This window comes from Bordetella genomosp. 13, assembly GCF_007679965.1.
Taxonomy (GTDB): Bacteria; Pseudomonadota; Gammaproteobacteria; order Burkholderiales; family Burkholderiaceae_B; genus Bordetella.
Genome location: NZ_VEHL01000013.1, coordinates 1 through 13,337, shown reverse-complemented (window position 1 = coordinate 13,337; position 13,337 = coordinate 1). Strand labels below are relative to the sequence as shown.

10 protein-coding genes and 1 pseudogene are annotated in these 13,337 nt (G+C 69.8%); 8 read left to right on the top strand and 3 right to left on the bottom strand.

Translation table 11 applies throughout. The features are described from left to right. Positions 1 to 20 precede the first annotated feature (20 nt). From FS845_RS24925 to FS845_RS24895, 7 genes are all read left to right on the top strand, one after another. Positions 21 to 1,232, top strand: a complete 1,212-nt coding sequence (locus tag FS845_RS24925) for a CaiB/BaiF CoA transferase family protein (protein WP_144640839.1) — start codon at positions 21 to 23, stop codon at positions 1,230 to 1,232. Positions 1,233 to 1,415: 183 nt separating this feature from the next. Beyond that, the gene (locus FS845_RS24920; RefSeq protein ID WP_144640836.1) at positions 1,416 to 2,378 is read left to right on the top strand and encodes a Bug family tripartite tricarboxylate transporter substrate binding protein; all 963 of its coding nucleotides are present in this window, start codon (positions 1,416 to 1,418) and stop codon (positions 2,376 to 2,378) included. A gap of 126 nt (positions 2,379 to 2,504) precedes the next feature. Beyond that, entirely contained in the window at positions 2,505 to 2,999 is a 495-nt protein-coding gene (locus FS845_RS24915; RefSeq protein ID WP_144640833.1) for a MarR family winged helix-turn-helix transcriptional regulator, read from the top strand. Positions 3,000 to 3,329: 330 nt separating this feature from the next. Next, positions 3,330 to 4,544, top strand: a complete 1,215-nt coding sequence (locus tag FS845_RS24910; RefSeq protein ID WP_144640830.1) for an ABC transporter substrate-binding protein — start codon at positions 3,330 to 3,332, stop codon at positions 4,542 to 4,544. A gap of 36 nt (positions 4,545 to 4,580) precedes the next feature. Then, positions 4,581 to 6,509 (top strand): ABC transporter permease, encoded by a 1,929-nt coding sequence (locus FS845_RS24905; protein ID WP_144640827.1) that lies wholly within the window; start codon positions 4,581 to 4,583, stop codon positions 6,507 to 6,509. A gap of 31 nt (positions 6,510 to 6,540) precedes the next feature. Next, the gene (locus FS845_RS24900; RefSeq protein WP_144640824.1) at positions 6,541 to 7,317 is read left to right on the top strand and encodes an ABC transporter ATP-binding protein; all 777 of its coding nucleotides are present in this window, start codon (positions 6,541 to 6,543) and stop codon (positions 7,315 to 7,317) included. Next, the gene (locus tag FS845_RS24895) at positions 7,314 to 8,087 is read left to right on the top strand and encodes an ABC transporter ATP-binding protein (protein WP_144640821.1); all 774 of its coding nucleotides are present in this window, start codon (positions 7,314 to 7,316) and stop codon (positions 8,085 to 8,087) included. The genes FS845_RS24900 and FS845_RS24895 overlap by 4 nt, the downstream gene beginning before the upstream one ends. A gap of 108 nt (positions 8,088 to 8,195) precedes the next feature. On the opposite strand, the gene FS845_RS24890 is transcribed toward FS845_RS24895, so the two are convergent. The 3 genes from FS845_RS24890 to FS845_RS24880 all read right to left on the bottom strand — a co-directional run bounded on the left by FS845_RS24890 (position 8,196) and on the right by FS845_RS24880 (position 12,939). Continuing rightward, positions 8,196 to 11,210 (bottom strand): molybdopterin-dependent oxidoreductase, encoded by a 3,015-nt coding sequence (locus FS845_RS24890; RefSeq protein WP_144640818.1) that lies wholly within the window; start codon positions 11,208 to 11,210, stop codon positions 8,196 to 8,198. After that, on the bottom strand, positions 11,207 to 11,686 hold the full coding sequence (locus FS845_RS24885) for a (2Fe-2S)-binding protein (protein ID WP_144640815.1): 480 nt from the start codon (positions 11,684 to 11,686) through the stop codon (positions 11,207 to 11,209). Before FS845_RS24885 ends, FS845_RS24890 begins: the two co-directional genes overlap by 4 nt. Before the next feature lie 95 nt (positions 11,687 to 11,781). After that, positions 11,782 to 12,939, bottom strand: coding sequence for an FAD-dependent monooxygenase (locus FS845_RS24880; protein ID WP_144640812.1), 1,158 nt, complete (start codon positions 12,937 to 12,939; stop codon positions 11,782 to 11,784). Between the two features lie 309 nt (positions 12,940 to 13,248). On the opposite strand from FS845_RS24880, the pseudogene FS845_RS24875 reads away from it, so the two are divergent. Continuing rightward, positions 13,249 to 13,337: pseudogene (locus FS845_RS24875) on the top strand (Asp/Glu racemase); the annotation flags it as partial.

Genomic DNA, 13,337 nt, shown 5'->3' with positions numbered 1-13,337 from the left:
GCCGCAATTCGGGAGACGGCATGAGCAGCAATCCCTCGGGAAAGGCGGACGATGCACCGACCGCGGCCGGGCACGGCGCGCTGGCGGGCGTGCGGGTCGTGGACCTGTCGCGCGTGCTGGCCGGGCCGCTTTGCACGCAGATCCTGGCCGATCATGGGGCCGAGGTCGTCAAGGTCGAGCCGCCCACGGGCGACGACACGCGGCGGCTGGGCCCGCCGTTCGCGCCGGGCGGCGACGCGGCGTATTTCCATGCGCTGAACCGCGGCAAGCGCTCCATCGCCCTGGACCTGGGCCGGCCCGACGAGCGCGAGGTGCTGCTGCGCCTGCTGGAAGACGCGGACGTGCTGGTCGAGAATTTCCTGCCGGGCACGATGGCGCGGTGGGGACTGGACTACGAACGTGACCTGGCGCCGCGCCTGCCCAGGCTGGTGTATTGCAGCATCACGGGCTTCGGCGCCGACGGGCCGCTGGGCAAGCTGCCGGGCTACGACGCGGTGCTGCAGGCCATGTGCGGCCTGATGAGCGTGAACGGCACGGCGCAGTCCGGCCCCACGCGGCTCGGCGTGCCGGTGGTGGATCATCTGACGGGCTATACGGCCCTGGTCGGCATCCTGATGGCGCTGTTGGCGCGCCAGCGCACCGGCGCCGGCCAGCGGGTCGAGGCCACGCTGTTCGACACCGCGCTCAGCCTGCTGGTGCCGCATGCCTCCAACTGGTTCCATTCGGGCCAGGCGCCCGTACTGACGGGCAGCGCGCATCCCAACATCGCGCCGTACGACCAGTTCGAAGCCAGCGATGGCCCGCTGTTCCTGGGCATCCTGAACAACGCGCAGTTCGCGCGTTTCTGCCGCGTGGTGGACCGCGCGGCCCTGGCCGAGGACGCGCGCTTCGCGTCGAACGCGCTGCGGGTGCAGCATGCGTCGGAACTGCGCGTGGAGATCGAGGCCGCGTTGCGCGGCTTCGAGCGCGACCGCCTGTGCGAGGAACTGATGGGCGCGGGCATCGCGGCGGGGCCGGTCAATACGGTGCCGCAGGCCTTGCAGCAGACGCATGCCGCGCATCGCGGCATGGCGGTGCAGGACGGCGGCTATCGCGGACTGGGCGTGCCGATCCGGCTGTCGGCCACGCCGGGACGGCCTGGCGGCGCGCCGCCCGCCCTGTCGGAGAACGAACAGGCCATCCGCGACGCGGGCTGGGGCGCGCCTGCCCAGGCGCGTCGGCGCGAGTCGTAGGCAGGAACCGCCGGCGCGGCGAGGAGGCCGGGACGGCGGCGTATCGGTGTGCAGCAAGATCAACCACGGCGACGGTCCGTCGCATGGGACTGCGGCGGCCCAGGCCGGCGACGGTCCCTCGCGTGGCGGCAAGGCAGAACTGCAGCAAAACGCAGTCACTACGATAATCAGGAGACATCCACCATGAAACGCATCATGTCGGCCGCGCTGTCGTTGGCGGCGCTCATCGGCGCGAGCCCGCTGGCCGCGGCCGCGTACCCCGAGAAACCCGTGCGCATCGTCGTCGCCTACCAGGCCGGGCAGGGTACCGACGTGGCCACGCGCTACATGGCCGAGAAGCTGTCGGCCAAGCTGGGCCAGCCCTTCATCGTCGAGAACCGCGGCGGCGCGGGCGGCAACATCGGCACCGACGTCGTGGCGCGCGCGGAGCCCGACGGCTACACACTGACGATGGGCACCAACGCCACGCACGCGCTGAACGAATTCCTTTATCCCCAGCTGACGTTCGACGCGAAGAAGGATTTCGCGCCGATCGCGCTGGTGGCGACGTTTCCCATGGCGCTGATGGTAGCGGCGGACTCGAAGATGAAGTCCGTGGGCGACCTGCTGGAAGCCGCCAGACGCGGCAAGGGCGCGGCCGACGTCGGCATGCCCAGCACCACGGCACAGCTGGTGCTGGAGCTGATGAAGGAGCAGACCAAGGCGCCGCTGTTCGGCGTGCCCTACAAGGGCTCGCCCACGGCGGTGAACGACGTGATGGGCGGGCAGATCCCCGTGCTGATCGACACGGTGGCCGTGGCGCGCGCGCAGGTGGCGGGCGGCAAGCTGCGCGCCCTGGCCGTGACCAGCCAGGGCCCCACCGACCTGCTGCCCGGCGTGCCCAGCGTGGCGCAGCAGGGCGTGCCGGATTTCGAGGTGATCGCCTGGAACGCGCTGTTCGCGCCCAAGGGCACGCCGCGTGCGGTGGTCGACCGCCTGAACCAGGCCGTCAACCAGATCCTGCAGGAGCCCGAGACGCGCGCGCGGCTGCTGCAGCTGGGCTACGAGCCCGCCGGCGGCAGTGCCAAGGACCTGGCCGAGTTCGCCGAGCAGGAGCGGGCCAAGTGGGGGCCCATCATCAGGAAGGCGGGCATCCGGGCCGGTTGATACTCCCGGGCCGGCGCATCGCCGGCCTTGCCGTCCCCCGCGCAGGCATCGGTATACTGCCGGCAGGCCTGCGCGCGGCTCGCGCACGCGGACCGCTCTGTCACGCTACTGTCCACGCCATCGTCCATGCCCCGTTCCAAGGAAGCATCGCGTTCCTCTTCCGGCCCAGACACGTCCGGCCTGTCCTATCAGTTCCCCGACCAAGTCGGCCACCTGCTGCGCCGCGCTTACCAGCGCCACATGGCGATCTTCCAGCAGACCATCCCCGATTCCCAGCTGACCGCCGCGCAGTTCGTGGTGCTGTGCGCCGTGCGCGACCGGCAGGCCTGTTCGCTGGTCGAGGTGGTCAAGGCCACGGCCATCGACCAGGCTACCGTGCGCGGCGTGATCGAACGCCTGAAGGCGCGCGAGCTGCTCGAGGTCTCGCATGATCCTGCCGACCGCCGCAAGGTGCTGGTCACGCTGACCGAGGCGGGGCAGGCGCTGGTCGCGGAAATGGTGCCTTTCGCCCAGCGCATTACCGAAAGCACGTTCGGCGACCTCAACCCGGGCGAGCGCGTGGCCATCGTCTATCTGCTGCGCAAGATGAGCGAGATGGACGCCGCGGGCGCGCCTTCGTAGCCGGAAAAGCGGCAATCTAGGGAAAGTCCTAGGTCGAAAATTAAGCGTCGACGCTCGAATTTTCTCGTTCGTTCATGCCCCGGAACAGGGCGCCGCCGCAAGTAAATGCCCCATCCCAGGGCGAGCGATATAGCCTTAACACGCTGATTTATCGCTGATCTTCGGGTTATCCCCTAGGGTTTCAAATATCCATCACGTTGTTGTGGTTATGGTGGATAATTGACCCAAGTCAATGCAAAATTTGAGTGTGTACGCTTTATCAAGCGTGGGCCGCACCGGTACCGGAATGCAGCCGTCGCATCGACGCCGTCACTCATCTAGGGGAAAACAATGAACGGTCGTATTCGTACTCTGCGCGCCCTCTCGGCCGCGGGCCTGGCCTGGTTCGCCATGGCGGCTGCCCCGTCGTGGGCGCAAGGCACCATCAAGATCGGCGAGATCAACAGCTACAAGGCGCAGCCCGCCTTCCTGGATCCCTACCGCAAGGGCATGCAGTTGGCCCTGGACGAGGTCAACGGCGCGGGCGGCGTCAACGGCAGGAAGCTCGAGCTGGTCATCCGCGACGACAACGCCAATCCCGGCGAGGCCGTGCGCGCCGCCGAAGAGCTGGTCTCGCGCGAGCGCGTCGACGTGCTGACGGGCTCCTTCCTGTCGCACATCGGCCTGGCCCTGACCGACTACGCCAAGCAGAAGAAGGTGTTCTTCCTGGCCAGCGAACCGCTGACCGACAAGATCACCTGGGAGAACGGCAACCGCTACACGTACCGCCTGCGCACCTCCACCTACGTGCAGGTCGCGATGCTGGTGCCCGAGGCCCTGAAGCTGAAGAAGAAGCGCTGGGCCATCGTCTACCCCAACTACGAGTACGGCCAGTCGGCCGTCGCCACCTTCAAGGCGCTGATGAAGGCCGCCCAGCCCGACGTCGAGTTCGTCGCCGAGCAGGCCCCGCCGCTGGGCAAGGTCGACGCCGGCAGCGTGGTGCAGGCCCTGGCCGACGCCAAGCCCGACGCCATCTTCAACGTGCTGTTCGCGGCCGACCTGGCCAAGCTGGTGCGCGAGGGCGAGACGCGCGGCCTGTTCAAGGACCGTCCCGTGGTCAGTGTGCTGAGCGGCGAGCCGGAATACCTGGACCCGCTGCGCGACGAGACGCCCGAGGGCTGGGTCGTCACGGGCTATCCCTGGCAATTCATCGACACCCCCGAGCACCAGGCCTTCCTGAAGGCCTACCAGGACAAATTCAAGGACTATCCGCGCCTGGGTTCGGTGGTGGGCTACAGCGCCATCAAGTCGCTGGCCGAGGGCATGAAGCGCGCCGGCTCGACGGATACCGAGGCCATGATCAAGGCATTCGCCGGCCTGAAGCTGACCATCCCCTTCGGACCCATCGAGTACCGCGCGCTGGACCACCAATCCACCATGGGCGCCTACGTTGGCAAGCTGGGCAAGCGCGACGGCAAGGGCGTGATGGTCGATTTCCGCTATGTCGATGGTGGCTCGGTCATGCCGTCCGACGACGAAGTGCGCAAGCTGCGCAAGGGCGACTGAGGCCGCCGCGCCTCGCTGATCAGGTGGTGTGCTGCCATGGATTTCACCGGTTTTCTCGCGCAGTTGCTCAACGGCCTGGCCGAGGCATCGTCGCTGTTCCTCGTGGCCGCGGGGCTGTCGCTGATCTTCGGCGTCACCCGCATCGTCAACTTCGCGCACGGCTCGCTGTACATGCTGGGCGTGTACGTGGCGTATTCGGTCGTGGAGCACGTCGGCGGCTCGGCGCTGGGCTTCTGGTTCGGCCTGGTGGCCGCGGCGGTGCTGGTGGGCGCGTTCGGCGCGCTGGTCGAGATCGTGCTGCTGCGGCGCATCTACCGCGCGCCCGAGCTCTTCCAGCTGCTGGCCACCTTCGCGCTGGTGCTGGTGATCAATGACGCCACGCTGTGGATCTGGGGTGCCGAGGACCTGCTGGGCCGGCGCGCGCCGGGCCTGACCGGCGCCATCGACCTGCTGGGCAGGCAATATCCCGTCTACAACCTGGTGCTGATCCTGATCGGTCCGGTGGTGCTGGGCCTGCTGTGGCTGCTGCTGACGCGCACGCGCTGGGGCACGCTGGTGCGCGCCGCCACGCAGGACCGCGAGATGCTGGGGGCGCTGGGCGTGAACCAGGCCTGGCTGTTCACCAGCGTCTTCGCGCTGGGCGCCATGCTGGCCGGGCTGGGCGGCGCGGTGCAGCTGCCGCGCGAGCCCGCCAGCCTGGGACTGGACCTGCGCTCCATCGGCGACGCCTTCGTCATCGTGGTGGTGGGCGGCATGGGGTCCATTCCCGGCGCCTACGTCGCGGCGCTGATCATCGCCGAGCTCAAGGCGCTGTGCATCGGCCTGGGCAACGTCACGCTGTTCGGCATCGATGTGTCGTTCTCCAAGCTGACGCTGGTGGTCGAGTTCCTGTTCATGGCGCTGGTGCTGGTGTTCCGTCCCTGGGGCCTGTTTGGCCGGCCGCAGGGCGCCAGCCGCAATTCGGCGCCGGCCGAGGCGCCGCTGCGCCCGGCGTCCGGCGCCGTGCGCGCGCTGGGGCTGGCGCTGCTGGCGGCGCTGGTCGTGCTGCCCCTGCTGGACACGTGGCTGCCGTATGCGCCGGTGCTGGCCCAGGACATCCTGATCGCCGCGCTGTTCGCACTCAGCCTGCACTTCATCATGGGGCCGGGCGGCATGCATTCGTTCGGCCACGCGGCGTATTTCGGCCTGGGGGCCTACGGCGCCGCGCTGCTGCTGAAGGCCGCGGCGCTGCCAATGGAAATGGCGCTGGTGTTCGCGCCGTTCGCCGCCGCGGCGGGCGCGCTGGTGTTCGGCTGGTTCTGCGTGCGCCTGTCCGGCGTCTACCTGGCCATGCTGACGCTGGCGTTCTCGCAGATCGTCTGGTCCGTGGTGTTCCAGTGGGATGACTTCACCGGCGGGTCCAATGGGCTGATCGGGGTGTGGCCGGCCGACTGGCTGTCGGGCAATGCCTACTACTACCTGGTGCTGGGCCTGGCGGCCCTGTCCATGCTGGTGCTGCGCCGCATTCTTTTCGCGCCGTTCGGCTATGCGCTGCGCGCGGGGCGGGATTCGATGCTGCGTGCCGATGCCATCGGCATCGACGTCAAGCGCGTGCAGTGGGCGGCATTCGTGCTGGCCGGCACGTTCGCGGGGCTGGCCGGGGCGTTGTTCGTGTTCTCCAAGGGCAGCATCTCGCCTGACGCGATGGCCGTGGGCAAGTCGGTCGACGGCCTGGTGATGGTGCTGCTGGGCGGGATCCAGACGCTGGCCGGCCCGGTGGTGGGCGCCGCGGCGTTCAACGTGCTGCAGGATTATGTGATGCGGCTGACCGAATACTGGCGCGCGCTGCTGGGCGGCGTGATCCTGCTGCTGGTGCTGGCGTTCCCGCAGGGCATCGCGGGCGCGTTCCATCAACTGGCGCAGCGCCTGGGCCGCCGTGACGGCAACGACCAGGGCCTTTCGCTGGGCACGGAGAAGCAGGCATGAGTCAGAGTGCGCAGCGCACGGAGGTGCACCAATGAGCTTGCTGAAAGTCAGGGATCTCAACAAATCCTTCGGCGGCGTGAAGGCCGTCAACGGCATCAATTTCGACCTGGCCGCGGGCGAACTGCTGGCCCTGATCGGGCCCAACGGCGCGGGCAAGTCGACCACCTTCAACATGGTGGGCGGCCAGTTGCCGCCCAGCTCGGGGTCGATCACGCTCGAAGGCCGGGAGCTGACCGGCATGCGTCCGCGCGACATCTGGCGCCTGGGCGTGGGGCGCACCTTCCAGATCGCGGCCACCTTCGCGTCGTTGACGGTGGCCGAGAACATCCAGATGGCGTTGCTGTCGCATCACCGGCGCATTTTCTCGCTGTGGTCGCAGGCCGGCCGCCAGTATCGCGGCCAGGCGCTGGATCTGCTGGAGCAGGTCGGCATGCGCGACCAGGCCGACAGGCCCTGCAGCGAGCTGGCCTATGGCGACGTCAAGCGCGTCGAGCTGGCCATGGGCCTGGCCAATGATCCCAAGCTGCTGCTGATGGACGAGCCCACCGCGGGCATGGCGCCCAAGGAGCGCAACGAACTGATGGCGCTGACCAAGCGGCTGGTGGTGGATCGCCGCATGGCGGTGCTGTTCACCGAGCACAGCATGGACGTGGTGTTCGCGTACGCGGACCGCATGATCGTGCTGGCGCGCGGCAGCCTGATCGCGGAAGGCTCCGCGCAGGACATCCGCAATCATCCCAAGGTGCAGGAGGTCTACTTCGGCACCGGCAAGACGTTCGAGAAACCGGCCGCAGGAGTGCCCGCATGAGCGCAGTCGCGCAAGCTTCCATCGATGCCGCCCATGCGGCATCCACCGAGCCACTGCTGCGGGTCCAGGGCCTGAACGCCTGGTATGGCGCCGCGCACATCCTGTTCGACGTGGATTTCGAGGTGCGTCGCGGCGAGGTCGTGGCGCTGATGGGCCGCAACGGCGCGGGCAAGTCCACCACCATCAAGGCCGTGATGGGCCTGCTGGCCCGCCGCACGGGCCGCGTCGGCTTCATGGGACAGGACATCACGAACCGCCAGCCCTACGAGATCGCGCGGATGGGCCTGGGCTTCGTGCCCGAGGACCGTCGCGTCTTCACCGACCTGAGCGTCACCGAGAACCTCGAGGTGGGCCGCCAGCCGGCGCGACGCTGGCCCGATGGCGCCGAGGCGAAGCACTGGACGTCGCAGGCGCTGTACGAGCTGTTTCCCAACCTGGGCGCCATGCAGGATCGGCCTGGCGGCCAGATGAGCGGCGGCGAGCAGCAGATGCTGACGGTGGCGCGCACGCTGATGGGCAACCCCTACCTGGTGCTGCTGGACGAGCCGTCCGAAGGCGTGGCGCCCGTCATCGTCGAGCAGATGGCCCACATGATCCTGGCGCTGAAGGCGCAGGGCGCCAGCATCCTGCTGTCCGAGCAGAACGTGCATTTCGCCGAGCTGGTGTCGGACCGCGCCTACGTGCTGGAGAAGGGCCAGATCCGCTATTCCGGCACGATGGCGGAGCTGGCGGAAGACGAGGCGGTGCGCCGCGCGTATCTCACGGTGTAGGCCGTGGCTGGCGGCCCGTGCGACGGGCCTCTCGTACCGCTGCCGTGCTGCAGTCCCGATCCCTGCCTCCTGGCGGGGATCGTCGTTTCGGGCATTGGAAGCGCGGTCTCAGTGCGCCGCGGCGGGTTCCTGCGTGGCGCCGGCCGATGCGGCATGGCCGCCCTGCGCCGTGGCACGCAGCTCGCCCACGCGCCGGGACACGTCCGTCCAGGCCGGCCGTTGCGGCGCGAAGCGCACCCGCATGTATTCCACCAGTTGCGTCACCTGCGCGTCGTCCAGGCTGCCGCCGAAGGCGGGCATGTACCCCAGGCCATCGCCGGCGGGGTCGGCGATGCCGTGCAGGATGACCTGGATCAGGTTGTCGGGCCTGTCGCTGTGCAGGTTGGTGTTCAGCGCCAGCGACGGACGCGCGCCGAACAGCGGGGCCGCGTCGCGGGTCTCGTGGCAGGCGGCGCACGCGCCCTGGAACAGGCGTTCGCCGCCGGCGGGAAACAGCCGGGCATCCGGCGCCGAGGCGGCCTCCAGCGCGTTGACGGCGGCCGCCTGCGCGGCGGGGGACGGTCCGGCCAGACCAGGTGCGGTCTGGTCAGGTCCAGCCTGGCGAGCCACGGCCGGATTCAGCGACGCCAGGTAGACCGCCATGGCGCGCACATCCTGGTCGGGCAGCTCCGCCAGGCCATGGATGACGGGCGCCATCGGACCGGCCGCCACGCCATGGCGTTCGGAAAACCCCGTGCGCAGGTAGGCGTACAGGTCGTCCTCGGTCCATGGCACCGGCGCGCGCGACAGGCCGTTCAAGGCCGGCGCTTCCCAGCCTTCGGCTTCGCCGCCGGCCAGCAGGGCGGCGAGGCCACGGCGTTCGGCGCCCAGCGCGTTGCGCGGGGTATGGCAGGCGCCGCAATGGCCCGCGCCCTGCACCAGATAGGCGCCCCGGTTCCAGGCCAGCGACTGCGCGGGATCGGGCTGGTAGACCTGGTTGTCGTGGAAGAGCAGGTTCCAGCCGGCCATCAGCGGCCGCACGTTGTACGGAAAGGCCAGGCGGGTCTCGGGCGGCGCGCTGCGCACGGCCGGCTGCGACATCATGTAGGCATACAGCGCCTGCATGTCCGCTTCGGTCAGTTTGGCGAACGAGGTGTACGGGAAGGCCGGATACAGCTGGCGGCCGTCGCGATGCACGCCCTGCCGCATGGCGCGGTCGAAGGCGGCGTACGACCAGTTGCCGATGCCGGTATCGGCATCGGGCGTGATGTTGGTGGTGTAGATCGTGCCGAACGGCGTATCCAGCGCCAGTCCGCCCGCGTTGGGCGTGCCGCCCGGCGCGGTGTGGCAGACCACGCAGTCGCCGGCGGCGGCCACCAGCCGGCCGCGTTCGATCGCCTGCGGCGAGTACAGGCTGAGGTCGGGCGCGGCGACCGGGGCGATGGCGCTGCGCCATGGCAGCGCGGACACGATCAGCCCGGCGGCCGCGGCCGCGATGCCGCCCAGCCAGGCGTAGGCAGGCCGGCGGCCGCGGCGGGCCGGACCCGTGATGGCCAGGGCCTGACGGGTCGCGGCGCTGTCGAAGGGCGGTGCGCGCAGCCTCACGCCGGTGGCGTCGTAGATGGCGTTGGCCACGGCGGCCGCGGCGGGCAGGGTGGCGGCATCGGACCAGGGCGCGGCGCTGGGCGCCAGCGCGTCGCCAGCCGGCGCCAGGGCGCCGGTGGGGGCGAGCAGGTCGATGGCCAGCGGCGGCGCGGCCTCGTCCCGCGCGGCGCGCGAGGACCAGTCGTCGAACGCGGCCTGGCCCGGCAGCAGGCGCTGCGCGGCTTCGCGCAGGCGCTCGGCGGTCAGCGCGGCGGCATGCGCGTCGGGCGCCGCGTGCGCATCGTCGGCATCGTGGCCCACGACGACCCGCGACAGGGCGACGTCGCCGCTGCCGGCGTCCACCGCGACCTCCGCCACCCAGGCCGACCAGACGCGGCGCGCCGGTTCGGTGCTGTCGTCCAGCGTGCAGGCATAGGCGAAGCCGCGGCCGGTGCGGGCGGGCCGATGCGCGAGGGCGGACGAGGCGGCAGTGCCGCCGTCGCTGCCGGGCCATCCCGCCTGCCGCGCCACGCGCCTGACCAGCGCGGCGCCGCGCGCATCGTCCATGTGCTTCAGGCGATAGGCCACCGGATCGATGCGCGCGTGAGCGGCCGCCTCGTCGATGAAGGATTCCAGCGCGAACACGCGCGCCGGTTGGGTGGCCGTCCACAGCGTCGGCGACGCGTCGAGCGGGGCCGCCGCGGGCAGGCTCACGCCGGCATCGGCGAATGCGTAGTGCGGCGGCATGTGCGCGGCCGGCGATGGGGCGGTGCCATCCTGCCGCGCCAGCAGCCGCGCCATCGACGGACGCGCCAAGCCGCTGCCGTCATCCTGCCAGTCCAGCGCCGCGATGGCGCCGGATGCGTCCAGGATGGCGCGCAGGGTGTGCGTGGCCAGCGGCGCGCGCGGGGCTTGCGATGCGGACACGCGCACCGTGCGGCCCACCGCGCGCGCGAGCATCGCTGCGTCGGCCGCGGCGTCCAGGGCGCAGGGATGCGCGCGGTGCCCGGAAGGCAGCACGCGGATGCGCTCGGCTGGCAGGCTCCACAGCCGCGCCAGTTCGTTGCGCAACGCGGCGGACGGGTCCGCGGCCCACACGGTCAGGCCGCCGTCTTGCCAGCTTGCGATGGCCCAGGTCGCCGCTTCGTCGGGGTTCGGGGTAGGCCATCGATACGTCGCCTGCAACGATGGGCCGCCGTCGTCGCCGGTTCGCGGCGCCGGCGTGTCCGCGCGCCGTTGCCATGCGGTTGTGCGTGTCGTGGAGGCCTCGCCCTCGCCCCAGTCCAGCGCCAGGCGAGCGCCGGCCTGGCGGGCCAGTTCGGGCGTGGCGGCCACCACGCCCACGTAGTCGTTTTCCGCCACGACGGCGACCAGCCCGGACATGCCCCGCAGGGCCGACCGGTCGATGGCGTGCAGCCTGGCCCCCGTGTAGCGGCTGCCGTTCCAGCTGGCCCGGGGCGGCCGCAGGACGACGCCATGCAGCAGCAGCGCGCCGCTGGGCGGCGCCAGGTCGGAAGTCCCCGCAGGCACCGCCGCGGCGTGGGATGGCCGCGCCGTCACGCCAGTCCCCGCGCGGCCGCGGCACGCACGGCGGCCAGGATCTCGAGGTGCGTGCCGCAGCGGCACAGGTTGTATTGCAGGGCCTGGCGGATCTCGTCTTCGGAGGGGTGCGGGTTGCGCAGCAGCAGCGCCTGCGCGCTCATGATCATGCCGTTCAGGCAGTAGCCGCATTGCGCCGCCTGGTGATCGATGAAGGCCTGCTGCACGGGGCCCGGGGCATCGCGCGTGCCCAGCCCTTCGAGCGTGGTGATGTCGCGGCCTTGAACGCCGCGGATGGGCAGCACGCAGGACCGCGCGGCCATGCCGTCGACCAGCACCGTACAGGCGCCGCATTCGCCCAGCCCGCAGCCGAACTTCGGCCCATTGAGGCCCAGGTCGTTGCGCAGCACGTACAACAGGGGCGTGTCGGGCGCCGTATCGACCACATGCGTGGCATGGTTGACGGTAAGCGTGTGCGTGCGCGGCGTTGCGGTCATGGTCGGGGACGGCGATGCAAGCAGGGACTGTATCCGGCGCCGGCCGGCCCGGCCACGGGGATTTTCCCTGTGGCCGGGCCGGCCGGATGCGGGCCTCAGGCCGCGGTGCGGCGCGGGGCGCTGTCGACCAGCGGCACGTTGAACACGTCGTAGCCGAAGCACCAGTCGGGGTTCTCGTTGGTGCGCAGCCAGGTGTTGTCGTGCGACACCTTCTGCACGCGGCCGGCGCGTTCGGTGCGGTTGGCCTCGTACAGCTTGAATGCCTGCGCGTGGTCGGACAGGCCCGCCTGCTGGAAGATGCGGGTCAGCATGGCGGCGTCCTCGATGGCCATGGCGGCGCCTTGCGCCATGTGCGGCTTCATGGGGTGGCAGGCATCGCCCAGCAGCACGATGCGGCCGCGGCTCCAGAGGGGCAGCGGGTCGCGCTCGAGCAGCGGCCATTTGGTGACCTCGGGCGTATGCTCGATGAGGGCCTGCACGGTGGGGTGCCAGCCGTCGAAGGCCTCGCGCATGGCCTGCACGCTGCTGGGCACCCAGCTCTTGCTCAGGTCCCATTCGGCCTCGGGCACCCCCGTGACGTAGTAGATCTCGTCGCGGCGGCTGGTGACGAAGTACACCATCATGTGGCGATCGTCGGACCACCATTTCACACACATGTCGAAGGGCAGGGTGCCGCTGTCCAGGGGCGTGGGAAACACGGCGCGGTGGCCGACGTAGCCGGTGTACTTGGGGGGCTCGGGTCCAAGCAGGTGTTCGCGCACCCGCGAGTTCACGCCGTCGGCGCCGATGACGATGTCGGCTTCGTCGACGGTGCCGTCCGCGAATTCGAGCCGTACGGAATCGCCCCGGTCGTCGATCTTCGTCAGGCGCTTGCCGAACTGCAGCACGCCCGCGGGCAGGGCCTGCGTCATCAGCGCGTGGAAGTCGCCGCGATGCACGGTCAGGTAGCTGGCGCCATAGTGCGACAGCGCGTAGTCGCCCAGCGGGATGCGGGCGAGCTCCTCGCCGGTCTTCCAGTGGCGGCTGTACCAGAAGTCGGGATGCGAACCCTGGCGGTTCAGTTCGTCCTCGATGCCGATGGCGCGCATGATCTTCATGACGTTGGGCCCCAGGTGGATGCCCGCGCCCAGCCGCGAGAAGGCGGGAGCCTGCTCGTACAGCCTGACGTTGAACCCCGCGCGCGCCATGAGCGCCGCGCCCGCGGTGCCGCCCAAGCCGGCGCCGATCACTGCGATTCTGGGTTTGCCTTGCACGATATTTCTCCTGAAAGGGGCGGCTTCAAGGGCCGGCGGATAATAAAAACAAGTGTATACGCTCAAATTTTTGAAGTAAACAATGTTTTTGCCTGCATCGATGCAAGCGTTGCTACGATGCCTTTTCATACTGGGGAACGGCGTTAAGTCCCGGTATTTGCTTAGGGTATTCCCTTGTTCGAATAGGCGAAAATATTCCAGGGCCATGCTTGCCAGTTGACTCCCAGGCTGCAAGAATAGAGCGTATGCATTCAAATTGGCGGCTCGCTGGACACGACTCCGGGCTGGCTGCCAGTACCGGGAACAGCCATGACCAAGACCTACCGCATCGGCCAGATCGTGCCGAGCTCGAACACCACGATGGAGACGGAGATTCCCGCGATGCTGCGCGCGCGCGA